The sequence below is a fragment of the Psychrobacter sp. AT9 genome (genome assembly GCF_047272965.1).
Classification (GTDB): domain Bacteria; phylum Pseudomonadota; class Gammaproteobacteria; order Pseudomonadales; family Moraxellaceae; genus Psychrobacter; species Psychrobacter glaciei.
Map to the genome: position 1 here is coordinate 1 of NZ_JBKOTW010000001.1, position 26,119 is coordinate 26,119.

At 45.2% G+C, this 26,119-nt stretch carries 16 protein-coding genes; 9 read left to right on the plus strand and 7 right to left on the minus strand.

The window, feature by feature from the left end; translation table 11 throughout:
* The 5 genes from dnaA to ACMFL8_RS00025 all read left to right on the plus strand — a co-directional run.
* Positions 1 to 1,446: chromosomal replication initiator protein DnaA (gene dnaA / locus ACMFL8_RS00005; RefSeq protein WP_413189729.1), on the plus strand; the 1,446-nt coding region annotated here is incomplete at its 5' end.
* 205 nt (positions 1,447 to 1,651) lie between these two features.
* A complete protein-coding gene (gene dnaN / locus ACMFL8_RS00010; protein ID WP_010197155.1) occupies positions 1,652 to 2,827 on the plus strand; it encodes a DNA polymerase III subunit beta in 1,176 nt (391 codons plus the stop codon).
* Between the two features lie 196 nt (positions 2,828 to 3,023).
* Positions 3,024 to 4,238: a DNA replication/repair protein RecF gene (gene recF / locus ACMFL8_RS00015; RefSeq protein WP_194620526.1), complete on the plus strand. Its 1,215-nt coding sequence runs from the start codon at positions 3,024 to 3,026 to the stop codon at positions 4,236 to 4,238.
* A 500-nt stretch (positions 4,239 to 4,738) separates the two neighbouring features.
* Positions 4,739 to 7,384 (plus strand): DNA topoisomerase (ATP-hydrolyzing) subunit B, encoded by a 2,646-nt coding sequence (gyrB, locus tag ACMFL8_RS00020; protein ID WP_227669968.1) that lies wholly within the window; start codon positions 4,739 to 4,741, stop codon positions 7,382 to 7,384.
* A gap of 264 nt (positions 7,385 to 7,648) precedes the next feature.
* Positions 7,649 to 8,248: a manganese efflux pump MntP family protein gene (locus ACMFL8_RS00025; RefSeq protein ID WP_413189730.1), complete on the plus strand. Its 600-nt coding sequence runs from the start codon at positions 7,649 to 7,651 to the stop codon at positions 8,246 to 8,248.
* A 274-nt stretch (positions 8,249 to 8,522) separates the two neighbouring features.
* Here ACMFL8_RS00025 and rlmF read toward each other — a convergent pair whose 3' ends face one another.
* Positions 8,523 to 9,560, minus strand: a complete 1,038-nt coding sequence (gene rlmF / locus ACMFL8_RS00030; RefSeq protein WP_413189731.1) for a 23S rRNA (adenine(1618)-N(6))-methyltransferase RlmF — start codon at positions 9,558 to 9,560, stop codon at positions 8,523 to 8,525.
* Between the two features lie 65 nt (positions 9,561 to 9,625).
* Complete coding sequence (locus ACMFL8_RS00035; protein WP_413189732.1) at positions 9,626 to 10,324, minus strand: LysE family translocator; 699 nt, start codon at positions 10,322 to 10,324, stop codon at positions 9,626 to 9,628.
* Positions 10,325 to 10,539: 215 nt separating this feature from the next.
* Between ACMFL8_RS00035 and ACMFL8_RS00040 the strand changes: the two genes are divergently transcribed.
* The 3 genes from ACMFL8_RS00040 to ACMFL8_RS00050 are packed head-to-tail and all read left to right on the plus strand — an operon-like array spanning position 10,540 to position 14,929.
* Positions 10,540 to 11,343 (plus strand): crotonase/enoyl-CoA hydratase family protein, encoded by an 804-nt coding sequence (locus ACMFL8_RS00040; RefSeq protein ID WP_413189733.1) that lies wholly within the window; start codon positions 10,540 to 10,542, stop codon positions 11,341 to 11,343.
* A 45-nt stretch (positions 11,344 to 11,388) separates the two neighbouring features.
* Positions 11,389 to 13,536 carry an McrB family protein gene (locus ACMFL8_RS00045; RefSeq protein ID WP_413189734.1) on the plus strand — a complete coding sequence of 716 codons (2,148 nt, stop codon included), beginning with the start codon at positions 11,389 to 11,391 and terminating at the stop codon, positions 13,534 to 13,536.
* A complete protein-coding gene (locus ACMFL8_RS00050) occupies positions 13,520 to 14,929 on the plus strand; it encodes an McrC family protein (RefSeq protein ID WP_413189735.1) in 1,410 nt (469 codons plus the stop codon). Before ACMFL8_RS00045 ends, ACMFL8_RS00050 begins: the two co-directional genes overlap by 17 nt.
* Before the next feature lie 331 nt (positions 14,930 to 15,260).
* Here the strand turns inward: ACMFL8_RS00050 and ACMFL8_RS00055 are convergent, their stop codons facing one another.
* Positions 15,261 to 16,313 carry a hypothetical protein gene (locus ACMFL8_RS00055; RefSeq protein ID WP_413189736.1) on the minus strand — a complete coding sequence of 351 codons (1,053 nt, stop codon included), beginning with the start codon at positions 16,311 to 16,313 and terminating at the stop codon, positions 15,261 to 15,263.
* A 153-nt stretch (positions 16,314 to 16,466) separates the two neighbouring features.
* Positions 16,467 to 18,863: a hypothetical protein gene (locus tag ACMFL8_RS00060; RefSeq protein WP_413189737.1), complete on the minus strand. Its 2,397-nt coding sequence runs from the start codon at positions 18,861 to 18,863 to the stop codon at positions 16,467 to 16,469.
* A gap of 489 nt (positions 18,864 to 19,352) precedes the next feature.
* On the opposite strand from ACMFL8_RS00060, the gene ACMFL8_RS00065 reads away from it, so the two are divergent.
* Positions 19,353 to 20,519, plus strand: coding sequence for a MalY/PatB family protein (locus tag ACMFL8_RS00065; protein WP_413189738.1), 1,167 nt, complete (start codon positions 19,353 to 19,355; stop codon positions 20,517 to 20,519).
* 62 nt (positions 20,520 to 20,581) lie between these two features.
* On the opposite strand, the gene ACMFL8_RS00070 is transcribed toward ACMFL8_RS00065, so the two are convergent.
* The 3 genes from ACMFL8_RS00070 to ACMFL8_RS00080 form a co-directional block, all read right to left on the minus strand.
* Positions 20,582 to 22,147 (minus strand): FGGY-family carbohydrate kinase, encoded by a 1,566-nt coding sequence (locus ACMFL8_RS00070; protein WP_413189739.1) that lies wholly within the window; start codon positions 22,145 to 22,147, stop codon positions 20,582 to 20,584.
* A 174-nt stretch (positions 22,148 to 22,321) separates the two neighbouring features.
* Positions 22,322 to 23,980: a glycerol-3-phosphate dehydrogenase/oxidase gene (locus ACMFL8_RS00075; protein WP_413189740.1), complete on the minus strand. Its 1,659-nt coding sequence runs from the start codon at positions 23,978 to 23,980 to the stop codon at positions 22,322 to 22,324.
* Positions 23,981 to 24,166: 186 nt separating this feature from the next.
* On the minus strand, positions 24,167 to 25,927 hold the full coding sequence (locus ACMFL8_RS00080) for an FAD-binding oxidoreductase (protein ID WP_413189741.1): 1,761 nt from the start codon (positions 25,925 to 25,927) through the stop codon (positions 24,167 to 24,169).
* Between the last annotated feature and the right edge of the window lie 192 nt (positions 25,928 to 26,119).

The following is a 26,119-nucleotide window of genomic DNA, read 5'->3' on the forward strand; positions in this document are numbered from 1 at the left end:
ATGATAGATACAGCAACTATTTGGGATAAATGTCTAAACGACCTACGTTATAACGTCAAAGATAATGTATTTACTATGTGGTTAAGACCTTTATCAGCTCATCAAGAAGCACAAACGCTGATCATTCTTGCGCCTAACGATTATTTTGTGACGTATATCAAAAAAAACCATCTGCAAGATATCCAGCAACTGGTGGCTAAGCACAGTCAAGGTGTTATCGAAGAAGTTATCGTGCGGGTCGACAATGCGGGTCGAGAGTCAGACGAAAATAATCAGTCACAATCAGGTTCGCTATTTGAAGAGGACAAACCCTCCCCTACCCCTGCCGAACACAAATTTGAATCTATACATCAGAATAATGCGCGTGCAGATATCGATGCCAACATGCGTCACGCTGCCTTAGCAGACTCTGCTGATGCCAAATCTTTGAGCTATCTGAACCCTGACTTTACCTTTGAGACTTTTGTTACTGGTAAGTCTAATAATCTGGCGTATAAAGCTTGTTATGAGCTTGGTAAACGCCAGTCAAAAAACCGTCATAATCCTTTATTTATATATGGCCCTTCAGGATTGGGAAAAACGCATTTAATGCATTCAGTAGCACATCGCTATTTAAAAAATAATCAAAGTTTTTATTATTTCACTTCTGAAAAATTTATTAATCAATTGGTTTATTCATTAAGAAATAATAAAATAGAAGATTTTAAAAAGAAAATAAAAAAAGTAGATTTATTGATTGTAGATGATATTCATGTCTTAGCAGGAAAGACTAAAAGTAGTAATGAGTTTTTAACGTTATTTGCGGATTTTACTAGTGGTGACAAGCAACTGATTTTGGCATCAGATCGTCATCCCTCGCAAATGACAGAGTTTGATGAACGTTTTAGATCCCGTTTTTCTTGGGGTTTGACGGTGGCTGTTGATCCGCCTGAGATTGATACACGAGTACAAATATTACAGAAAAAAGCGGCATCACATGGCATGACACTGCCTAAAGAATGCGCACTATTCATCGCTCAAAATGTGGTTTCAAATGTTCGGCGTTTAGAAGGTGCTCTAAATCAAGTATTTGCTAATGCCAATTTGACGGGTGCACAGATTACTCTCGAAATGGTGCAATATGCGTTGAAAGATATTGTCGCAATGCGTGTCCAAGCCGTGAATATGGATAATATTCGTAAAGTGGTCGCTGAGTACTATGATGTGACTATCAAGGATATGATGGGCCGTAAGCGCACGCGTAGTATTGCTAGACCACGCCAAATAGCCATGGCATTATCACGTGAATTGACCAGCGATAGCTTTCCGGAGATTGGACAGTCCTTTGGAGGCCGAGATCATACGACGGTGATGCATGCTTGTGATAAAGTTAATGAGCTGCGCGCCGCCGATCCTGCGTTCGATAAGGATTACAAGACACTTGCGCTGATGTTACAAGCAGGTTAAAGGCGTATGCAGTCGCTAAATTTAGGGTGTGGCTGCACTATTTTTGGGCTGTGGTTACACTATATTTTAGTCGGCTGATATGGTTTATAATATTGCGAGTGTCAACAGACAGATACCTTATGGATTATCGTCAGTAGACAAGGTATTATTGAGTCATTATTTTACATTTATATAAAAAGAATCATTCAAATAAGAGTAACCAAGCATGCAATTATCGATTAATCGAGAGTCGTTACTAAAAGCTATTAACCTGATCGCCAAAGCCGCTGACAAACGCCACAATATGGTTATCTTGGGTAATATCAAGCTACAGTTGTCTGAGTCAGCGCTTATTTTGACTGCTTCTGATTTAGAGGTAGAGCTGACATCGACGTTGAAATTGCCTGCTGGTGCTTGCGTGGAAGCAGGTACAACCACTTTACCTGCGACCAAGCTGAGAGATATCTGCAAATCTTTACCAGCACAAGCACAAGTCAGTCTTGCCACGCAAGAGAACGAGCGCTGCTTGCTGACCAGTGGTAAGAGCCGTTTTACCTTGGGTACATTGCCTAGCGAAGATTATCCAAGCTTGGGCAATCCTGAAAACATCACACCGTTGACCATCAGCCGTAGCCGTCTTACTGATTTGATTCATAAAACTCAGTTTGCCATGGCGATTCAAGATGTCCGTTATTATTTAACCGGTATGCTGTTCGATGTTTCACAGCAGCAGCTAACCACCGTTGCGACTGACGGACATAGACTGGCATTGGCGCGTAGCGTCATTGATGTCAGTGCAGATTTGAATATGCAAGCCATCCTGCCGCGCAAAGCGGTGATTGAGCTTGAGCGTTTGGCCTCTGAGCTTGGTAAAATGCTAGGTGATCAAGATAACGCAGTAACGCTAAGTTTCGGTCGCGAGTTTTTGCAAGTAAGCTTGCCATTCGGTGAGGTGGATAGTGCAGGGCAGGTGAGTGATAATCTAATGGTTACCTTTACCGCGCGTCTGATCGACGGTAAGTTCCCTGACTATCGCCGTGTCATGCCAAGCAATACCGATAAATTGGCTTTATTTAATCAAGAGAAAATGACGGATGTGCTACGCCGTGTCGCTATTTTGAGTAACGAAAAATCACGTGGCGTGGTGTTTAATTTCGCCAGCGACGGTATGGTAGAAGTACGTGCCAATAACGCTGAGCAAGATGAAGCAGTTGAGATGATACAAGCTAAGTATCAAGGGGAGCCTATGGAGCTGTCCTTTAATGCCGCCTATCTGCAAGATGTGCTAGGTGTCATCCAAGGGGATCTGCAAATGCATATGAGCCAATCTAACGCCTCAGTGCTAGTGAATCAGCTGAATGATGAATTCCATCAATATGTCATTATGCCAATGCGTATATAGTGTTTTTAGTTTTGTAGAAAGCTGTACAGTTAGACCGTGGCACTTGTCCTGTTAGACGGTATCGTTATCTTTATAGCATGGTTTTAAAGACCGTTTTTACATTCAAAACTAACATCTGCAACCTCGAAAAATCTTTAATTAATTAAACTTTTGCCTGCTAAAATGTAGGTGGCGAAAATAGGCGGCTGTCGACATTATGATTGAACGTCTACAAATCTCACACCTACGTAACCTCAGCCAAGTCACTCTACCTGCCACTGCTTGCAACGTCATTATCGGCGCGAATGGTAGTGGCAAAACCTCGCTATTAGAAGCGATATTCTTGTTATCAAGAGGTAAGAGCTTTCGTCATCATCAGCCCAAACGCTATATTCAGCATCATCAAGACAACGCGACGGTACATGCTAAGCTCAGTGATAGCAGTACTTTAGCGATTCAAAAGCAAGCCGATGCGACGACGATACTACGTCTTAATCAAACCACGGTCTACAATCAAAGCATCTTAACCGAACAGCTCCCCACACTATTGATAGATCCCTCTACGATGGACATGTTAGAGCAGGGCAGTGCCAGTCGTCGGCAGCTGTTAGATTGGTTGGTGTTTCACATGAAACAAGGCTTTCATCCGCAGTGGGTGGCTTATCAACGCCTGTTAAAACAGCGCAATAGTTTGCTAAAAAAATCGCGTCATTTGACCCAAGTTCAACTCGCTGAGCTAAAAGCATGGGACAAAGGTCTGAGCAATCATGCCGCACTTATCCACCACTATCGAGAACGAATATTTAGTGAATGGCAGCCTTACTTTGCTCAAAGCATTGCTCAGTTATTGCCTACTTATGCGGAGCAATTAAGCTTGAGCTATAGCGCCGGTTACGACACCAATGTTGCGCTCGATGTGCAGCTTAATGAACGCTTAGAGCAGGATTTGCAGCTGGGCTATACCCGTATCGGTAACCACCGTGCCGATATTCATGTCCATTGGCGCTCTAGCGAGCCGCTAGCAATGCATGAAGGGCAGGAAGCTAAAAGCACGACAATAGAAGGCGATATGCACACGAAATTACCCGTTCTAAAAGAACAGGCCGCAAATGTGTTGTCGCGTGGTGAAAAGAAACTATTGATCACCGCATTGCGCTTATCACAGTTGCCGCTGCTACTTAATACTGAAAAAGGTGCTGATACCTCTAATAATGATTTTGAATCACGAGTGATACCCGTGGTACTGTTAGACGATATCACCGCAGAGCTGGATGATAGGGCGATTGAGATTTTATTGTCAACGCTAGCACAGCTGCCTTGTCAGGTATTTATGACCAGTTTGACCGAGGATATCGTGCCGCTAGTCAATAAATTCTGGTCAGAACCTAATATGTTTCATGTGAAACAAGGTCAAATCTCATCTGACCAATAGCAATTGTTTTTTACATTATTGCCTCCTTGCTTTGTCGTCAACTCTGCATTTGACCTATAAATTCCACCTTTACTCCAACATAATTTTCACTATCCTAAAATACTTGACGAATAGTGATAAAACTGCCAGTAAACAGTGACTTAGAAGGGAAAAAATGCTAAAATGGGGCTTTATTTTTGTCCTATTCTCAGCAAGTTATCTTATGGCGTGATATAGAGTTTTTTTATTATCTATAAAATTCTAAGTGGCTGATAAACATGCGTTTTATTTATTTTACTTGGCTTCAATAATGTTCAAAAAAACAGAAGCTAGTATTAAAAAACTGAGCGCTAATTTTATGTCTTTAAAGACACGCCACAAAGTTGTAGCTAACGCTATTTAGCTACTAATACGCATGAAAGACTTTGACCATAAAACGTTAAGTCTAAGATAACATCGTGAGGCGTCACCGTAATGGTGCGCCCGTGATGGGCTGATGATGGCTAGATTAAGGAATGCACATGAGTGATTCATTACCTACCGATTACGAGCAATTGACAGCCGATACGACAGTTTCAGATGCTACAGTTTCAGATACTGTCGTTGACACGATTGTCCCTGCCGCCGTTCCTGAGAGTTTACCTTCTGATTATAGCTCCAAAGATATCCGTGTCTTACGCGGTCTAGAAGCCGTGCGCGTGCGTCCTGGGATGTATATCGGTGATACCGATGACGGTACTGGCTTGCATCATATGGTCTTTGAGGTAGTGGATAACTCTATCGATGAAGCGTTGGCCGGTCATTGTGATCAGATCGATATCGTCATTCACGAAGATGAATCGGTCAGTGTCATGGATAATGGTCGCGGTGTCCCTGTCGATATCCATCCAGAAGAGGGTGTGTCAGCGGCGCAGGTTATTATGACTGTCCTGCATGCAGGCGGTAAGTTCGATGATAACAGCTATAAAGTCTCAGGCGGTCTGCATGGTGTCGGCGTTTCGGTCGTTAACGCCTTATCTAAAAAGCTGGAAATGAATATCTGGCGTGAAGGCTATCACTACCATCAGACTTATACCGATGGCGTGCCTGATGCTGACATTCAGCAAATGGAAGCAACTGATAAAACCGGTACTCAAATCCGCTTTTACCCTAGTAACGACGTATTTACTGGCACTATCTTCGAATATGATATTTTAGCCAAGCGTTTACGTGAGCTGTCGTTTTTGAACTCAGGTGTACGCATCGTCTTGACCGATGAGCGTATCGATAAGCGTCATGAGTTTGAACATAAAGGCGGATTGTCCGAGTTTGTCAGCTATATCAATGCGGGCAAAGATGGCGTCAACGAAGTCTTCCATTTTGATAGTGAGCAAGATGACGGCATCAGTGTCGAAGTGGCCTTGCAATGGACTGATACTTATAACGAAAAAGTATTGTGCTTTACCAACAACATCCCGCAGCGCGATGGTGGTACGCATTTATCAGGCTTTCGTTCGGCATTGACCCGCTGTCTCAACAGTTATATGGATCGTGAAAACTTATTTAAAAAAGAGAAGGTAACAGCGACGGGCGACGATGCGCGTGAAGGACTAACGGCGATTGTCTCGGTTAAAGTGCCTGATCCAAAATTCTCTAGTCAAACCAAAGATAAGCTGGTCTCAAGCGAAGTAAAGTCTGCTGTTGAATCGGCGATGCATGACAAATTCAACGATTTTTTGTTAGAAAATCCAACGGCTAGTAAAGCCATTGCGAATAAAATCATCGATGCGGCACGCGCTCGTGACGCAGCTCGTAAAGCGCGTGAAATGACGCGTCGTAAGACTACTTTGGATATCGCAGGTTTGCCTGGTAAGTTGGCCGATTGCCAAGAAAAAGATCCAGCGCTTTCGGAACTTTATATCGTGGAGGGTGACTCTGCAGGTGGTTCAGCGAAGCAAGGTCGTAGCCGTAAGACCCAAGCGATTTTGCCATTAAAGGGTAAAATTCTAAACGTTGAGCGTGCGCGTTTTGACAAAATGCTATCGTCTGCGGAAGTGGGTAATCTAATTACCGCGCTTGGCTGTGGTATCGGCCCTGATGAATATAATCCTGATAAAGTACGCTATCATAAAATCATCATCATGACCGATGCCGACGTTGACGGCTCGCACATTCGTACCTTGCTGTTGACCTTCTTCTTCCGTCAAACGCCAGAGTTGATCGAGCGTGGTTATATTTATATCGCTCAGCCACCACTATATAAAGTAAAAAAAGGTCGTCAAGAGCTGTATCTAAAAGATGATGAAGCGCTTAAAGCGTACCTACTGTCATCTACAATTGATAATACCAAGCTACACATCAGTGAAGATGCACCTGCGATTACTGGGCAAGCGTTAGAGACGCTATTGAATGATTATAACCAAACGCAGCTGATTAAAGCCCGTTTGCAAATTCGTTTTCCAGCGGTGATTTTGGATGCTTTAACGCATACGCCGAAGCTTAGCACCGACATGACTTACGATAAGTCTGCTATGCAAGGGTGGCAAGAAACTATGCAAACTCAGCTTGAGCACTTCGGTAGTGATCTGAGCCCTGAGATTGAATTGATTAATATTCATGCGCCGCAACCGAAAAATATGGATGCAGCCGCTGCAGATTTATTGGGTATGAAACCTGCCGTAGCAGCTGAAGATGGCGACACTTCTGACGGTGAAGCGTTATCGGCTAAAGCACAATGGTTACCTCGCATCACGGTTTATGTGCATCAATTGGCTCATCATTATCTGCTAGATGCAAGCTTTATTAATTCAGGCGAATATACCAAGTTGTTACGCTTATCGGCGGAATGGAACACTTTGCTTGAGGATAGCGCGTTTATCCGCCGCGAGAATACTACAGGTGCTAGCAAAGACATCCCAGTCCGTGACTTTGATTATCTCTGGCAGCAGATGATGCTTGATGCGCGTCGTGGTCTAGCCATCCAGCGCTACAAAGGGCTAGGGGAGATGAACGCCGATCAGCTGTGGGATACGACGATGGACCCTGAAAACCGTCGTATGCTACGTGTTACTATCGAAGATGCCATCGCGGCGGATCATATGTTTACCTGCCTAATGGGCGATCATGTCGAGCCACGTCGTATCTTTATCGAAGAGAATGCGTTAACAGTCTCTAACCTAGATATTTAAATAGCATAATATTGTGACTCACTAAAAAACCACCGCTTTGGCAACCAAGGCGGTGGTTTTTTAATGTTAAGATTGTTTCACGTGAAACTTAATAAAAAATGATATCCTGCTGATATAAAATTTTCTCGCTCGCTGTGCGCTTCGCACTCTAGAGGCTTCGCAAAATTTATTTCAGCAGCATTGTCGTTTTTTTAAATTGAAACGACTATAAACCTTCATTAAACTGTCCCAGTTATAAATTATTAGCATAAGTGAAAAAATAAAATGATTGAAGTCGTGCTACTTGCTATTGCTCTAGCCATGGATGCATTTGCCGTCGCGATTGGGCTGGGTGCTAAGTCGCAAAAACAGAGCAAGCAATATTTGCTGCGTTTAGCTGTCTATGCGGGCTTATATTTTGGTATTGCGCAGGGTATTATGCCGCTTATCGGCTATTTATTAGGTGCGGCTTTACTAGGTTGGTTGGCTGCTGCTGCACCCTGGATCGGTGGTATTATACTGATCGGTCTCGGTGGAAAAATGCTGTATGAGGTGTTTACTGGCGATGGGGAAGATGCGGTAGATAGTGCGCTTCATCTAAAAGCCCATGATATTGATACGGCTGGTGACGAAGCTGCAGTCATTCATACTGCAAACAACGGTATCAATCATCGCACTATGCTTACGCTCGCAATTGCCACCAGCATCGATGCCATGGCGGCAGGGTTTACGCTTAACTTATTGGCGTTGAATGCTTGGTTAGCGTGTTTAATTATCGCCGTAGTAACTGCCGTATTCGGGCTGTTCGGTGTTTATTTAGGCTGGCGCTCTGGCACATGGTTAGAGGATAAAGCCGAAGCACTGGGTGGTTTAGTGCTTATTTAAATTGGTGTAAAAATCATGTTTTTTGGCTAAATAACTATAGTGAGTGAAAAGTAGTATCGATACATCACGCACTGTTGATATCAATTTTTCTTGCTTGCTGTGCCTACGCAGACAGAGGCTACAAAAAATTGATATCAGCAATACCGACGCGCTTTTAGGATGTTTTGACTATATTTCATTCCAACCTATTTTCTCAATAAAAAGTACCGCTCTGGGTTCCAGAGCGGTACTTTTTTGTTTCACGTGAAACTTTAAGAATTAAAAACGGTAGCTGCTACTCTTCATCAGTGTTAAAACGCCATGCCAATATACGGGTGTTTTTCTGCCCTTGGCTCATCTCAATAATGCGCATCTGTGTGACATCGAGCTGCTTTAACAATAGTTGTAAAGGCTTAACATTTTCAGATTTTGAGACCAAGCTAGTAAACCAGCCAACATGCTCAGCAAAGTCTTGGCTCTCTTTTATCATTTTGGTTAAAAAGGTAATCTCGCCGCCTTCACTCCATAGCTCTTTATGCTGACCGCCGAAGTTTAGGTTTTGTGCGGCATTGCCAGATTTCGTTGAGCTACGGCTTACTTGCTCGCTTTCGTTCTTACCACGATGTCTTTGCAAATTATGCTGCTTGCGGGTATTGGATTCCATCGCCTCTTCTAATGAAGCATGGAACGGAGGGTTACAAACGACCACATCGAAGTAATCTTGACGACCGATGATGCCTGCAAAAAACTTTTTTGGGTTAGGTTGTAGTTTAACTTTCACCGCGCCTTTTAGCTTTGGATTGGCATCACAAATCAACGCTGCGGTATTGACCGAAATAGGGTCGATATCGCTCGCGGTAAAGCGCCAACCATAGCTTTGACTACCGATAATCGGATAAATGGCGCTGGCACCCGTACCGATATCTAAAGCGTGGATTTCTTTGCCCGTTGGCGGGAGGTTATCGTCATTTGCATGACTGGTTTGCGCAAGTAAGTCGGCAACATAGTGAATGTAATCTGCGCGTCCCGGAATCGGTGGACACAAGTAACCTTCAGGGATGTCCCAAAACTTGACGCCATAGTAATGTGCCAATAGCGCCTGATTAAGCACTCTTACCGCTTGATGATCAGAGAAGTTAATCGTTGGCTCGCCATTAGGATTGGTAATCGTATGCTTGGCAAGCTCTGGCAAGGCACGGGTCAATACCGCAAAGTCATAGCGACCTTGGTGCGGATTGCGCGGATGTAGCTGACCGAGTTTTTTAGCAGTCTCAGGCGATCTGTTTCTGTGATTGTTGGCGGTCGGGCGACGGTTCATAGGCTTACTGGTCATAGTATCGGGCTTTGATGTTTGAATATAATGCACCATTTTAGCAGATTTCGTAGGTAACGAAGGTCTTATCGGTTACGTAAGATAAGATTTAATCCCAATACAATCATCGCTGTACCCAAGACGCGGTCTATCCAATGCTCAAAGCGTTGAAAGCGGCGATGAATTGCAGGGATAGAAAGTAACATCACCACCGTGCTAAACCATGCCATCTGCAAGACCATCATCCATACGCCATAGATTGCTAACTGCCAAAGCGGTATGTCAGGTGACAATACTAAGGTAAATATCGCCACGAAATACACTGGCGCTTTTGGGTTAAATACATTGCAAAAAAAGCCACGACGCAGAATGGCGAAAGTTGAGTCGCTATCAATAGAAGGTTTTTTGGTAGAAAGCAGCTGTGCTTGCTCGGTAGTCGCGACTTGTGAAACGTCAATGCCTACATGTTCTGAATCTGCTGAATCTAATGGTTTTTTCGGTTTGGCTTGAATACCTTGCCATCCGAGATAAATCAGATAGCTACCACCCAACCATTTAATAGCAGTCAATAGCGGCTGTGAATGGGCAATCACTGTTGCCAGTCCCAGCACCGAATAGATAATGTGTACAGCAAGACCCAAGGTAATACCAAGGCTACAAATCAAACCCGTGCGTCGACCTTTTGCCAATGTCTGCTGTGATACCAAGACAAAATCAGGCCCTGGGGAGGCAGCAGCGAGTAGATGGACGCTAGTGATCAGCAAAAAACCGTGCCAAAATTCCATAAAATACTCTGAGTCATGTCTTAGTTTGAATAATAGTTGCACTTATCGCAAATCAGGTCAACTAATATTGATGTCAGCTATTCATCAACGCGAAAACGGTGCTTGCGTTGCAGAGGGCGTATGTCTATATTAAAAGTAAGTCGAATAAATCTTTAGCAATATTGATTTGGCATAGGGTGAACCCTGCAAACTAGCATTCTAAAAAGGACAAGACCATGACTATGGAAAATAATAACCGCACAGACAATCGAATTACCCAAGAAACAGACGGCCATATCTGCCTGATTGGGCTAAATCGTGCCGATAAACGCAACGCCTTTGACAGTCATATGATTGCGCAATTATCTGAAGCGCTCACTCGCTATGAAGATGATGATAATTTACGCTGTGCGCTTATATTTACTCATGGAGATCATTTTACCGCAGGTCTGGATTTGGTAGAGCTGCAAGACAAGCTAAATGACGGTGTGTTTGAGTTTGACGATAACCAAATCGACCCGTGGGGCATTAGCGGAAAATTGCGTACCAAGCCCGTAGTAGTGGCAGTAAAAGGTACGTGCTTTACTGTGGCTATCGAGCTGATGCTCAATAGTGACGTGGTCATCGCTAGTGATAACTGCAACTTTGCACAAATGGAAGTCCAGCGCGGTATCATGCCATTTGGTGGTGCAACGGTACGGTTTGTAGCAGCAGCAGGCTGGCAAAAAGCCATGCCGTATCTACTCACGGGTAAGGCATTCGATGCGCAAACGGCTGACAGGCTGAATCTAGTCAGTGAAGTGGTGGCAAATGGGTCTGAATATGAGCGAGCACTGACGCTTGCGCAAGAGATCTGTCAGGCAGCACCGCTAGGTGTGAGAGGGGCATTGTCATCAGCACAAGATGCCAGTCGCAATGGCGCAGCAACGGCATTGGCCAATATTCATAGTTATCTACCACCGCTCTTTCATTCAGAAGATGCAAAAGAAGGCGTGATGGCGATGGTTGAGAGACGTGAGGCTGAGTTTAAGGGGCGTTAGTTGTAAAAGAAATAATAAAAAATTGTTAACTTATAGGAACAAATTATGGAGCAAATAGTTGTCAAAAGTGATGATTATAATTCTGAGTCGCAAGTTACTAAGAAAGAATGGTTAAGAGTATTATCAGATAATAGTTTTATGACTAACAATTATAAATTTGCCTTGAGTATTTTCTTTTTAGAGCCTGAACATAAAGCCACCTGTAAATATGTAGCTGAAAAATACCACACGTCTCCTTTTTCACTCAGTGGGTTCATCACTGGTTTCAGTAGAGGCGTTCAAGAGCGTTTAAGTAGGTTTGAAATAACTACAGAAGAGGGCGCCAAAACTTATTGGTTAGTTACAATGCTTGGTAAGAAGGTGGCGGGTAACTTATTTGAATGGAAGCTGCGTGATGAGTTGGTTGAAGCAATGCAAGAATTAGAATATATCAATGCTAGTGCTATAAAAATCGATAGTATTAGCCATTTAGTCGGTCTTATAAACAAAGACGTTGGCGATTTTAAAAAACACTTTCTGATGGCTCGAAAGGATCTAGTAGGTAATCAAAGAGTCACTAACTCAAAAATATTGTTTAAGTATGATAGCGAAGAAAGAGAGTGGGCAATTAACGAAGGGGCTGGCACTGAAGTTCAGTTCCATATTTACTTATCAGACAATAAAATTGGTTATGGTCTAGGTTTTAATACGCTTTATGTCAGATTTAAAGATGACAAGACGCCCATACAATATATCAAACCTTATATGAATGCTTTTACTGCTTTAAAGGAGAGTGATGAGATAACAAAGCTCGCTGACAGAGGTTTTAAGTTAAATATGGATGAAGAGGACTTTGAAAACCCTGTTGAAGATGAGCATTATTTATTTGGTCGAATAATAGAGTTAGATCATGGACAAAAACTGTCATTGGTAGATTACTACAGTATCATAAATGATCTAAGAGGTGACTTGTTTGATGCTTATAAAAATATTTTTAACCTAGCCAATAAGTTAACCATGAATGAACAAGTAAGCGCTCAAAACATTCAGCAACCCATAAATAATACTTTGATGCAAGAAATCAGTGAGCTGTTGCTTACTAATAAAAATCTGATATTAACGGGCGCACCGGGAACGGGTAAAACGTATTTAGCTAAAACCTTGGCTGAGGCATGGGGCGCAGAACATAAACTTATTCAGTTTCATCCCTCCTATGACTATACTGACTTTGTCGAAGGCTTAAGACCTATCCAAAATGAAGATGGAGAAGTTGGCTTTGAGCTGCGAGATGGGAGCTTTAAGAAGTTCTGTAAAGAAGCACTGAAATATCAAAATAACCAACAATTAAGTAATTTTGATGAGGTCTATCAAAAGTTTATAGATGACATTGCTGAAGAAAATCTAGACTTAAAAACGCGAATACGGAAAAACCCTTTCAAAATTAGTGTCAGTCCACATGGCTATATAATTGCTAAAGCTGATACCGAAGCGCCAAAGCCTATGACGTTGAGTAAAGAAAAGATACAGACTTACTTAGAAACAGGTAAGTCTTTAGCCTGGAAACCTTATTTGATTCCAGTATGCGATTATATCAAAGAAAGTTATGATCTGAGAATGGCTAATACTGAGGACAAGGGTAAAAAATTCATACTTATACTCGATGAAATCAACCGCGCTGAAATCTCCAAAGTATTAGGCGAGCTGTTTTTCTCTATTGATCCTGGCTATCGGGGCGAGAGTGGCAGAGTCACGACTCAATACGCCAATCTACAAACTGAAGAAGATGTCTTTAAAGAAGGATTTTATATTCCAGATAACGTCTATATCATCGGCACTATGAACGATATTGATCGCAGTGTCGAGTCGTTTGATTTTGCAATGCGCCGCAGATTTGCTTGGAAAGAAATCAAATCAGCAGACCGTCTATCTATGTGGGATGGGCAAATAGATGAGTGGTCAGAGGAAGCAGAGCAGCGTCTCATTGCTTTAAATAGTGCTATCGAATCTGTACAAGGCTTAAGCGATGCCTATCATGTTGGACCAGCCTATTTCCTAAAATTATCTAATTATGACGGTGATTTTGATAAGCTCTGGACGTATCACTTACAGTCGTTACTTTTTGAATATCTGCGTGGCTACCCTGATGCCAATGAGCAGCTAGCTCTGTTAAAAAATACCTATGACTTGGTTGATGCTAATGTTAGTTACGACTGATAATAAAGCTTTGGAGCTGACAGAAGCGCATCAGCGAGATAAAGATAATCTAAGTCTTATTGCTAATAAAAGTATTGGTGAACTGGTAAAAGCAAATCCTGAGCTATTGATATTTCCTGAGTGTATCAAAGACAATGAAGACGATATAGTCAGCGACCCAATCTTTGAGCTAACCTTTAGTGACTCTAAGACAATGCTGGCAACGGGTAATATCATGGGTTTTATTGGCGTACAAGGTACGCAATTAAAAATCCAATCGCGTTTTGCTCAAGGTGCTATTAATCAAGTTGATAATAGTGTTGAACAAGCGAATAATCGAGGTGCTAGTAATGAGGATTACTTTTTGCACTATATGCTACAAAAGGTCTTGTGCTTTAATCTTTTTGATCTAAAGCACAGTCGTAGTCAAACCAATGTGTTTGATTTTTTGGTATATTTATTTCCTTATTTCCTGAAAAAAGCACTCTCGCAAGGCTTGTACAAGGAGTATCAAAAGAAAACCTATAACGACAGCAATCTCAAAGGCGCTATTGACATCAAAACACATCTGCAACGAAACTTACCGTTTCGAGGTAACATCGCCTACCGTGTACGAGAGCACAGCTTTGATAATCCGATAAGCCAGCTTATTCGTCATGCCATTGAACTGATCAAACAAAAACCAAGCTTGCGAGACGTACTGCACAGCGATAGCGAAACCCTTAATTTCGTTAATTTGATTGTCCAACACACTCCGTCATATCATGCGCGAGACCGACACACTTTCATTAATACCAACCGCAAACCTTTCGTTCATCCCTATTTTACGGAATATACTGGTCTGCAAAAAATCTGCCTACAAATCTTACGTCATGACGGTCTTAAATACGCTCATAATGACGATAAAGCTTACGGTATATTGTTCGACGGGGCGTGGCTGTGGGAGGAGTATCTAAATACGCTCCTGCGTGATATCGGCTATAAACATCCAACCAGTAACAATCGAAAGGGTGGTACCAAGGTTTATGCACAGAAGTTTTCGGGTAATAACGTGCGCCGTTATCCTGATTTTGTGAAAGATAACCGCATTATTTTGGACGCGAAATATAAGCGCATGAAAGACAATCACATTAGTCGTGATGACCTCAATCAAATCCTATCTTATCTGTTTTTATATCGAGCTAATATAGGAGGCTATATTGCACCTACGGTAGATGATAATTTAGCTTTGAATATGGGTGTCTTAAATGGCTTCGGTGGTAGTATTCATAAGTTTAAGCTGGCGATTCCGCAACAGGTCGCCAGTTATCAAGCGTTTAAAACAGCTATTACTGAGAATGAAGCGAAGTTGATTAGGGCTATTGAAGCGTTGTCATTTGAACAAAGTGATGATGATTTACTTGCCATAAGTTAAACTTTGCAAACAAAAAATAGCTGACTTAAGACGCGTTTTAGCCCTGACATGAGAGCCGTAAAAAAATTGCAGTGCAATTTTAGGCTTGCAAGAGAAACTCTCTTAAATGGGAGTTTCTTAAGGCTATCCAAGCAGATAATAGCGAATGGCAGGATTGGCTCCAACTTTATAATAACTCTAATAACCACGAAATCTAAAGCGGCACTTCAAAACACCATCAAGCAAACCAAACATACCAACCAAAAAAACCTCGCAATCGCGAGGTTTTTTGTTTTATCTAGTATGACTGACTATAACTACACCAGCGTCAGTATTAACCACTCAATTATAATTATTTAGCCGACTTATAGTAGTCAACCATCATAGTGCCTAACGTGCCATTGTCATCGATAGTGACGATTCTGACCGTACCTGACTGTGATGCGGTACTGGACTGCACTTGTCCGGCATTACCTAAGACGACTTGGTTGTTTTTAGCCGCCATTGCCCCGTTACCGATAGCGATGCTGTTCATGCCGCCTGCCATAGATTTATTGCCTAGAGCGACCGAGTTTGCACCTTGTGCGGCTGCCGCTTCACCCACTGCCGTAGAGCGTACGCCACTAGCATTGGCTATATGACCAAACGCTTGCGCGCGTTCAGCGGTGGCTTTTGACTGCCAACCGATAGACGTTGAGCCTAGACCTGCGGCATTGGCTTCGCCGCCGACAGCAGTTGCGGAATTCAGACCTGCATTGGCTTTATTACCGATAGCGACGGTGTCATTGGTGCCACCAGCCATAGCGGCTTCACCGACTGCGGTAGAGCGAACACCGCTAGCATTGGCTAAGTGACCAAAGGCTTGTGCGCGTTCGGCAGTGGCTTTTGACTGCCAACCGATAGAGGTTGAGCCTAGGCCTGCGGCATTGGCTTGACCACCGACAGCGGTTGCTGAGTTCAGACCTGCATTGGCTTTATTACCGACAGCGACGGTGTCATTAGTGCCACCAGCCATGGCGGCTTCACCAACAGCGGTAGAGCGAACACCGCTAGCATTGGCTAAGTGACCAAAGGCTTGCGCGCGTTCGGCAGTGGCTTTTGACTGCCAACCGATAGAGGTTGAGCCTAGGCCTGCGGCATTGGCTTGACCACCGACAGCGGTTGCTGAGTTCAGACCTGCATTGGCCATATTACCGATAGCAACTGTGTCGTTAGTGCCGCTAGACATAGCACTATTGCCTAAAGTAATGGCAGTAGAGTTAGCGTTTGCCATCATTTGAGCGTTTGCAGTAACAGGCTGAGCCTCAGCGCCTGTTGCCATAGCAGTGCATGCAGAGGTCGCGGCAATGGCTAGGGTAAGCGCACTAATTTTTAGTGTTGATTGTAGTAGAAAGTCCATTTTCATGAGTAAATCCTTTTTAAAAGCCCAAAAGGCTGGTTGGTGTGATTAAAGAGTAGGTGCAGTAATAAGTAAAATAGACATACCGCAAGAAACCCCGCAATTGCGAGGTTTTATTGAGTTAAATAGCGATTGGTTGAGTCGGTACTTTTGCACCATTTACCAAGCGAAGGTTACCCCGCCACGTGCCCCGACTTTTCCAGTATCAAGACCAAATCCTGCACCCGCTGAGATCGTCATGCTGTCATTCACGCGCCCAGCAAATGAGGTACTCAGTGCTGAGCCACTATTGTAATAGCCTGTGCCAATGGTCATGGCATAGCGTTTGCCTGAAGGAATGACTGGTGTCTCGAGCGCTAGCGCCATTGCGATACCGTCTTCCGCTTCATCTAAGCGATCTTCTTGACGGTTGTACTCGTTGCGCAAATCGTTAATTTGTCTCGCATTGCTAACTGAGGCTGTGCCTAAGTTGGCGACTTGAGCATCCGTGTTGGCTAGCTGGTTTGCGGTAGCCAAAGAGTTGACAGAGACGCTAGCGCCTAACGTGCCATTGGCATCGGTAGTGACTATGTTGGTTGCGCCTGACTGTGATCCTGTACTGGCTTGTAATTGACCGGCATTACCTAAGACGATTTGGTTGTCGCTTGCCGCTGTTGCACCATTACCGATAGCGATAGCATTTGCGCCGCTAGCACTAGATTTATTACCCACTGCTACAGAAGAATCACCTTGAGCTGCTGCCGCTTCGCCTACTGCCGTAGAGCGTACCCCTGTTGCTGATGCTAAGTGACCGAAAGCTTGTGCGCGTTCGGCGCTTGCGGTTGATTGCCAACCTACTGCGGTAGACCCTGCTTGAGTGGCTTGCGCTTGCGCACCGACGGCGGTTGAAGAAGTGCCAGAAGCAGTCGTCTGACGTACACCACTTCTATCGCCGCCAATGGCCACGCCATCAAGACCCGAAGCGACTGAGTTGTTACCGATAGCGATGGCGTTGTCTGACTCAGCGCTGGCCGCTTCACCAACCGCAGTTGAACGCAGGCCGCTGGCATTGGCTAAGTGACCGAATGCTTGCGCGCGTTCGGCCGTGGCTTTTGACTGCCAACCGATAGAGGTAGAACCCAATCCTGCAGCATTGGCTTGACCACCGACTGCGGTGGCTGAGTTCATGCCAGCATTGGCTTTGTTACCGATGGCGACAGTATCATTAGCACCAGCTGCGGTAGCTGCTTCACCGACAGCAGTAGAGCGTACGCCGCTAGCATTGGCTAAGTGACCAAATGCTTGTGCACGTTCAGCCGTGGCTTTTGACTGCCAACCGATAGAGGTGGAGCCTAATCCTGCTGCATTGGCTTGACCACCGACGGCAGTGGCTGAGTTCATACCTGCGTTTGCCGCGTTACCGATGGCGACGGTATCGTTGGTGCCACCTGCCACGGATTTATTACCCAGCGCTACTGACGCTTCGCCTTGAGCAGCGGCTGCCTCACCAACTGCCGTAGAGCGTACGCCGCTGGCATTGGCTAAGTGACCAAATGCTTGCGCGCGTTCGGCACTAGCGGTTGATTGCCAACCCACAGCAGTAGTACCCGCTTGAGTGGCTTGCGCCTGCGCACCGACAGCAGTAGAAGAAGTACCCGAAGCAGTCGTCTGACGTAAACCACTTCTGTCCCCACCAATCGCCACGCCGTCAAGGCCTGAGGCTACTGACTTGTTACCGATAGCGATAGCATTATCTGAACTAGCGGCAGCGGCTTCACCGACTGCCGTAGAGCGTACACCGCTTGCATTGGCTAAATGACCGAATGCTTGCGCGCGTTCGGCACTAGCGGTTGATTGCCAACCTACAGCAGTAGTACCCGCTTGAGTGGCTTGCGCCTGCGCACCGACAGCAGTAGAAGAAGTACCAGAAGCAGTCGTCTGACGTACACCACTTCTATCACCGCCGATCGCCACGCCGTCATCGCCTGAAGCAACGGCAGTGTTGCCTATCGCAACCGCATTAGTACCTGAAGCCACGGCATCTTCAGCGCCAGCAAAACTTTGGTCGCCTGATGCGGTAGTTTGATGACCGACTGCGGTAGCCATATCCCCAGAAGCTTCTGCCTGCCAACCCAAAGCGGTTGCACCTGGGGTGTTCGCTAAGCTTTCGCCACCAATGGCAGTCGTCGAGTTGCCTAATGCCTGCGCACCTGCGCGCGAGCCATTTTCAGATACACCACCGCCAAGTGCTACAGCATCGACACCGTTAGCTTGTGAGTTCGTACCAATAGCGGTAGCATTTTCAAAAGAGGCAAAGGCGGTGTTACCGATCGCCACAGCGTTTTCATCCGACGCAAACGCATTTTGACCCACTGCGGTGGCGTTGTCGGCAAAGGCGCTGGTGTTCGGGCCACAAGCTAGGGCATCTGTCCCAAAGCTGGTTGCGCCTCCTGTGCCCCCACTGCCTAATTGACATTCAGCTGCCATCACAGCGGAAGTACTCAAAGAAGCAGCGGCAATGGCTAGGGTAAGTGCACTAATTTTTAGTGCTGAGCATGGTAGAAAATCCGTTTTCATAATGCTATATCCTTTTTTAAAAGCCCTCGGGGCTAATTGGTTGGTAGAGGTCAATGTCTATCTTAACGCTCGTCATATCAGCGTACTCTGACGTAAACGACTAGGGCGTGTCATCATTTAGATTGTGAGGCTTAAACTGAGGAAAATTGAAGCCAAACAAGAAAGAAATTGCCGTAAATATGAACATATTGACAAGGTTTCTGACGATGTTTGGCAAAATTTAGCCATTTTAAGACCACTAAATGTATCCATGTGTTAATTGATCATACGCCCTAGATACTATTCAGAATTCGCAATATAAATGTAACATTAATATTTGATAAAAATTTAATTATTGTTAGCATTATTTACTCAAAGGTCGTTTAAGCCGATGAATAGATAATTACGGTTGAAAGAGGCTAAGACTGCTAGGGCGTGTCCTAATCATTCAAACAGTAAATACAACGCCATTATCTAGACTATAATAAGTGACCACTATCTGTTAGGAGAATGTCAGTGCTATATAACTTTGATGAGATAATCGATAGGCGTGATACGGGGTCAGTCAAATGGCACTATACCGATGACACGATTCCACTGTGGGTGGCGGATATGGACTTTAAGGCTGCCCAGCCGATATTAAACGCGATTGAGAAAATTGCGCAGCATGGCATATTGGGCTATACCAAACCCACTGCGGCTTTGTATAAATCGATTATTGACTGGCATGGTAGTCGTTATGATTTGTGGTTGGATGAGCAGCATATTTTGTTCTCACCCGGTGTCGTGCCAAGCCTCGCACTGATGATGAGCGTATTTACTGAAGTAGGGGATGCGGTATTGGTCAATGATCCCATTTATACACCCTTTATGACTAAGGTGGAGCAAAACGGTCGCAAGCTGGTGACCTCTGCATTAAAAGAGATTGAGGGCAAATATCGCTTGGATTTGGCTGATATCGAAGCCAAGATAGTTGAGTACAAGGTTAAGCTTTATTTACTGTGCAATCCACACAATCCGGGCGGACGCGTGTGGTCGAGAGAGGAGCTAGAAGCGCTGCTGTCTATTTGCAAAAAATATAATGTGGCGATTGTCAGCGATGAGATTCATCAAGATTTAACCTTACAAGGTCACACATTCACGCCTTTTTTGACGCTAGCAAAAGATTATGAGCACAACGTGGTAAGTCTTACCTCTATGACCAAAACTTTTAATATCGCCGGTATCAAAGGCTCGCTGATATTTGCTAAAGATGAGTCATTAATCAAAAAAATCAGCCAACAGCAGCAATTAAATGACGAGTATGAGCTGAATCTATTTGCTTATGCGGCTATGCGTAGTGCTTATGAACAGGGCGGTGAGTGGCTTGAGCAGGCGCTTGGTTATATCGAGTCCAATATCGAATTAACGATTCACTTTTTAGAAGGGCATCTACCTAAGATTAAGGTGATGCGCCCAGAGGCGTCTTATTTGATTTGGCTCGATTGCTCGGCGTACGGCGAGGGTGATCAGGCGCTTTATGACACGCTTAGAGACGCTAAGGTTGAGCTAAATTCTGGTGTCAAATATGGTAATGAGGGACACCTTAAAATGCGCATTAACGTGGCCTGTCCTCAAGCGGTGTTGATAGAAGGCTTGAACCGTATTTATACAGCCTTAAATAATCATGACAGTTAAACAGCAACGCAAGCCATCACTCCTAATCAATATTAAGGTTAGGCTGGCGCAGACGTTTTATCTTATTTGGCAGGGTAGCCGGTGATGTCTTGAATACTATGATACAAGGGCTGTAAGCGCTCGTACATCTTTAAATAGACTTCATTATACAAGCGCTTGTACAGCTGGACATTCGCATCAATGGGTAAGAATTCATCGCCCAAATGGGTCATCGCTTGTGTCGCGGTTAAATGGTCAGGATAAACGCCAAGACCTACCGCACAGTTGATGGCAGCACCTAAGCCTGAGGCTTCATAAGTATGCGGTCGGTAGGCAGGCATGCCAAAAATATCTGCTGTGAGCTGCATGGCTGAGTCACTTTGGGAGCCGCCGCCAGAGACGCGCAAGTGTTTGATGGGCTTTCCCGTGCGCTTCTCAATGGTATCAAAACCAAGCTTGAGCTCGTAAGCCAACCCTTCTAAGATAGCGCGGTAAACGTGCGCTCGCGTGTGTACATCGCCGAAGCCAATGAGCGCGCCTTTGCCCTCAAGCCCCGGATGACGAACACCAGGCGACCAATACGGCTGCATCATCAGACCCATAGACCCTGCCGGAATGTCTTTGACCGCTTGGTCGAGGAGTTTTTCGGTATCGATACCCTGAGTCTGCGCCAGCTGCTCCTCGTAGTGAGCAAACTGCTCTTTAAACCAGCTGACCATCCAAAAGCCACGATAGATCATATACTCATGGTTGTAATAGTTTGGCGCGGCGGCGGTGTAGGCGGGCATGTGCTTGAGGACTTCGACGTAATCGGTAGAGATGGTGTTAATAGTGGCAGTGGTACCAAAGCTTAAGCAGGCAGTGTCAGTAGCGAGACCCGCTGCCCCTAGAGCTTCGCAGGCTTTATCGCTGGCGGCAGCAATCATCGGTGTGCCCTGTAGAATACCTGTGGCCTCGGCGGCGGCGGCGCTGATTTGACCGAGCTTTTGACCGGGCGAGATAATTTTGGGCATTTGATCAGGGGTACAACTGAATAATCGCCATTTGAGATCTGCGGGTTTTAGCCACTTTTGTGCTTTAAAGTTATAAGGCAGGTAGCCAACCGAATGGCCTGTCGAATCAGCGAGTTCGCCTGTGAGCTGATAGGTGAGGTAGGCGGAGAGATTGACATAGTGCGCAGTCTTCGCCCAGATTTCAGGCTCGTTTTGCGCGAGCCAATTACAGCGCGCTTTTTGCTGCGCCTCGGAGACTAGCTCGCCCATGCCGATGATTTTGGTCAATGGGCTTAGGAAACCAATATCATTGGTCTCAGCGCGGCGCAAATCCATCCATACGATAGCAGGGCGCAGCGGCTGTTTATTCTTATCCAAGCATATCATCGTATAGCGCTGGGTCGCGAGACTGACACCAGCGATTTGTGCTGGGGTGACATCGCAGCTTTGCCATAATTGCTGGCAGGCCTCGCTGAGCTTTTGCCAATAATAGTCGGCATGTTGCTCGGCATAGTTGGGCTGCTTAGAGAAATACGGCTCGATAGGCACACGGGCTTTGGCGATCTCAGTGCCGAATTGATCAAAGATAAGTGCTCTGACGCTTTGGGTGCCGTTATCGATAGCTAAGAAATAAATCGGGTCATCAGGAGTGGTCATAGTTGTCCTTAACTATGTGGTGATAATCGTAAATGTCAAAACGTGCTACTGAAATAAACTTTCCTTGCGTGCTGTGTCTTATCTGCTTTGGCGCTGACAGAGGCTGCGTAACTTTTGTTTTAAAAGCAGGTATTCCAGTAGCACTGACTTCGAATGTTAAGTTAATTGAGAATATTAAGCCGCAGGCAGATGATAATAACGCTGCCATAATTGTTGATAACGCTCTGCTTCTTGCTGCCACCTTTGCTCATCCCAGCCCAGCTCCTCTTGGCAGATTGGCTTCAATCTGGCGCTAATCAATGGCGTCATCGCGCCATGCGGTAGTATCAAACCTAAGCGCGTGCGCCGCAATAGTAAGTCATCTAAATGAATCACTTGCTCATAATGCGCGGCAAAGCGAATCTCCGCCCAAATGGTATTGCTATCGGTGACGTAAGCTAAGTCTTCGTCATGGGCGAGTTCAAGTAACCTATCGAGCTGTAGACCATAAAACCCTTGTAAGCGCTGTTGTAAAGGTTTTGGCAAGGTCGCAAATTTAGGATTGGTTGGGATTTGATTGCTAAAAACTTGATCGCTGTCTAGGTTATTGTTTTGAATAACTGACTCATCAAGGGCGAGCACTTCTTGACACTTTTTAAGGACATCAAGCGCAATGAGGCGAAAGGTCGTGAGCTTACCACCACTGACGGTCACTAGGTTGTTATCTAGCCACACGCTATGGTCGCGCTTTTCTTTGCTCGGACTGACGCGCTTACCATCGCCGCCTTCTGATATCAGCGGCCGCACGCCTGCCCAAGTGCTGATCACATCCTCTCGGTTTAGGTTGACGTCATCAAAGAGATCATTGGTCGCAGTCAATAGATAATCCACCTCTTCGCTGGTGATGCCGACCTCTTCATCGCTTAACGGCGGATGATCCAAATCGGTGGTACCAAGGACGGTGCGGTTCTCCCAAGGGAAGACAAAAACTGCTCTTTTATCGACAGGGTGCAAAAAAGTATAAGCTTGCGTAAGCGGTAAGCGCTCTTGGCTGACCACCAAATGACTGCCGCGAGACGGACGAATTTGCTTATTAAAGGTTTGCTCGGTTTGTTGGCTTGCTTGCATCCGTAGCGTATCTGCCCAAGCGCCCGTCGCACTGACCACGACTTTGGCATGAACGTTATAAGTTTGAGCATTGTTAGCTATAGAATCTGAATCAGCGGTATCTTTTAGCGCTGCCCCTACCACCAATCCTTGCTCATTAGTGAGTAACGTCTCAGCTTTTAAGTAGTTAATCGCCTGCGCACCGTCATATATCGCTTCGTCCAGCACGCGCATCACGAGTCGCGAGTCATCGGTCACGGCATCACTAAACTGACTGGCACCCAAAAAATTCGTTTGCTTGATATGAGGATTTAGACGCAAAAAAGCGTCCTTTTTAAAGTAGGTAAAATAGCGCTTGCCTGCCAGTTTATCGTAGACGCGAAGCAAAGTATTAAATATCCAAGGCGGTGGAAACTTGCCTTTATAATGCGGCATAACGAAATGCATCTCGTTGACCAAGCCGCCAGCTTCACTCAGCATGCGCTCACGTTCACGCACGCTAAGCAAAGTCGTTTTATAGTCGCCCGAGGCAATATAGCGCAGCCCACCATGTACCATTTTACTAGAGCGGCTGGACGTGCCCCAAGCAAAGTCTTTTTGTTCGATAAGTAATACCGCCAAGCCGCGCCGCGCTGCTTCGCGGGCAATCCCAGCACCGGTAATACCGCCGCCAATAATAAGCATATCCCAAATCTGTGATCGAGATAGGGGCGCTAGGGCTTGCTCACGTTGTGTGGTTTGGTTCATAGATGATTCATCTTAGTTATCCATTGATATGACATAGGCAATTTTAAACAAAAAAGCGTCATGATTACGGTGTGCGACAGCAATGATTTTTTCTTGCGTGCTGCGTGCTGCGTGCTGTGCGCTTCGCCAGACAGAGGCTGCGTAAAAAATATTGCTATAGCACTTATCGTTCCTCTTTTTAAGCAATCACTCTTCAAGTAAAACGCCCGGATTCATACGTTGTTCAGGATCTAAGCTTTTGATCATATCGCTGGTGACTTGTAGGCCAAGCGCGCCTTTTTCAGCGCCAAGATAAGGGGCGTGATCACGACCAACGCCATGCTGATGCGATATCGTGGCTGTACCATTAGCCAAACTAACACTGGCGGCATGTTTGATTTTTTGCCAGCGTTTTAAAGTCGCAGCGTGATCTTTTGCCGCTCTAAAGAAGTAAGTGGTATAAAGACTGGCACCTTGTTTATAAACGTGCGAGATATGAGTAAAGGCCATGACTTGCTCGCCTTCATCTGCTAGCGAATTTTTCACCGCCTCCTGCATCTGCGCCATTTGCTCATCGATATTAATCCAGTTGGTCGCGGTCTCAAAGGTATCGACCATGATGCCTTTTTCCCACAACGTACCACGGAGATAAGGAAATTTAAAACGCCCGTGTGCCCAGATATTGCCCATGATATCGGTCAGCTTACCAGTGACACTACCGTGCTGCTTTAGTAGTTTTTTAAACTGGGTAAGTGCCAATTTATTCTGTGCTTTGTCACCTGAGACGCCATAAGTCAGCATGACTTTATCTGAGCTGAGTCCGCGCGCTTTTAGATAAGTGCTAATAGCCAAGAATTGACTCGGTGTAGTGCCCAGATGCAAGTGCGCATCGGTCTCGACCGCATTACTTAGACGTAGCATAGACAGGCGAATGTTACTTTGCACCGCTTGTTTTAATACGGCTTTACCTGCTGCCCAATTGGGTAAAAAAGCAACTTTGAATAGCTCTTCTTCTGGTTGTGACTGTACGCGCATTTTGACTGTCGTAAAGATGCCAGCACGACCTTCGGTGCCCATCATCATCTCACGCAAATCAGGCCCTGCCGATGACGCCGGAATATCAGCGATATTTAACACACCTTGTGGAGTGACAAGTGTTCCGCCCGCAAACATCTGCTCGATACGCCCGTAGCCCAACGACTGCTGACCACTAGAGCGCGCGGCGATCCAACCGCCAAGGGTTGACAGCTCCCAAGACTGCGGATAATGTCCTAGACGGTAACCGTGCTCGTCCAATTGTGCCTCAACCGCAGGCCCTTGCGTACCCGCACCAAAAGTCGCGATTTGACTCTCATTATCCAAGTCAATCAGCTGATCCATCTTGCTCATAGCGACGGTCAATACGGGGCGCGAGCCTTTTTGTGGATTAATATGACCGACGACTGACGTACCGCCGCCAAAAGGAATGACGATAAGATCATGCTCTTGGGCTAATTTAAGTAATTGCTCGACATCATCAGTCGATTCAGGGAAAGCGACACCATCAGGGAAGACTTCAAAGTCGCCACCGTGCATAGCGATCCAATCGGGGAAGCTTTGCCCACGCGCATGTCTGAGTCTAACTTCACTATCGATAGATACCGTATCAAGATCGGTAAGGGCGGTAGGTAAGCGCGATTTGGGCACAGTTTTGAGCACTTGTTGCAAGCTCACAGATTTTAGCTTATTGGTTTTGCCGATGTGTGATTTGATCAATTTTGCGCCATGTGGCGAGACTTTTTTATTGATACTGACATTGCCCCAACCATTCCAGCGCGTTTGCTCGATGGGGGTATTTAAGGAGGTATTATCTTTTGAGACGCTATCTACACTGATGTTATCGATATTTTTATTATCAGAATTTACGGCGATAGGTGCAGACTGGTCAGATTCAGGACTTTTACGGATAAGAGATTTGATTTTGCTCATAGAGAGTTAGCCTTTCGATTTATTATATAGTCAAATCCTATATAAATCGGATGCGAGGTCAGGCGCGCTCAGTCTACTATCCTGTAGACACTTCACTCGTCTTCCTTGTATCCAAATTATCTTGAACCGACTATCACTTTTATTTAGGTTTGGATTGAGATCTGCTGTTAATAATTAGGCGCAATTTAGCGA

Excerpts from the sequence above, each read along its gene's own strand:
- dnaN (WP_010197155.1), top strand. The coding sequence starts at position 1,652 with ATGCAATTATCGATTAATCGAGAGTCGTTACTAAAAGCTATTAACCTG.
- recF (WP_194620526.1), top strand. The coding sequence starts at position 3,024 with ATGATTGAACGTCTACAAATCTCACACCTACGTAACCTCAGCCAAGTC.
- gyrB (WP_227669968.1), top strand. The coding sequence starts at position 4,739 with ATGAGTGATTCATTACCTACCGATTACGAGCAATTGACAGCCGATACG.
- ACMFL8_RS00025 (WP_413189730.1), top strand. The coding sequence starts at position 7,649 with ATGATTGAAGTCGTGCTACTTGCTATTGCTCTAGCCATGGATGCATTT.
- rlmF (WP_413189731.1), bottom strand. The coding sequence starts at position 9,560 with ATGACCAGTAAGCCTATGAACCGTCGCCCGACCGCCAACAATCACAGA.
- ACMFL8_RS00035 (WP_413189732.1), bottom strand. The coding sequence starts at position 10,324 with ATGGAATTTTGGCACGGTTTTTTGCTGATCACTAGCGTCCATCTACTC.
- ACMFL8_RS00040 (WP_413189733.1), top strand. The coding sequence starts at position 10,540 with ATGACTATGGAAAATAATAACCGCACAGACAATCGAATTACCCAAGAA.
- ACMFL8_RS00045 (WP_413189734.1), top strand. The coding sequence starts at position 11,389 with ATGGAGCAAATAGTTGTCAAAAGTGATGATTATAATTCTGAGTCGCAA.
- ACMFL8_RS00050 (WP_413189735.1), top strand. The coding sequence starts at position 13,520 with ATGTTAGTTACGACTGATAATAAAGCTTTGGAGCTGACAGAAGCGCAT.
- ACMFL8_RS00055 (WP_413189736.1), bottom strand. The coding sequence starts at position 16,313 with ATGAAAATGGACTTTCTACTACAATCAACACTAAAAATTAGTGCGCTT.
- ACMFL8_RS00060 (WP_413189737.1), bottom strand. The coding sequence starts at position 18,863 with ATGAAAACGGATTTTCTACCATGCTCAGCACTAAAAATTAGTGCACTT.
- ACMFL8_RS00065 (WP_413189738.1), top strand. The coding sequence starts at position 19,353 with ATGTCAGTGCTATATAACTTTGATGAGATAATCGATAGGCGTGATACG.
- ACMFL8_RS00070 (WP_413189739.1), bottom strand. The coding sequence starts at position 22,147 with ATGACCACTCCTGATGACCCGATTTATTTCTTAGCTATCGATAACGGC.
- ACMFL8_RS00075 (WP_413189740.1), bottom strand. The coding sequence starts at position 23,980 with ATGAACCAAACCACACAACGTGAGCAAGCCCTAGCGCCCCTATCTCGA.
- ACMFL8_RS00080 (WP_413189741.1), bottom strand. The coding sequence starts at position 25,927 with ATGAGCAAAATCAAATCTCTTATCCGTAAAAGTCCTGAATCTGACCAG.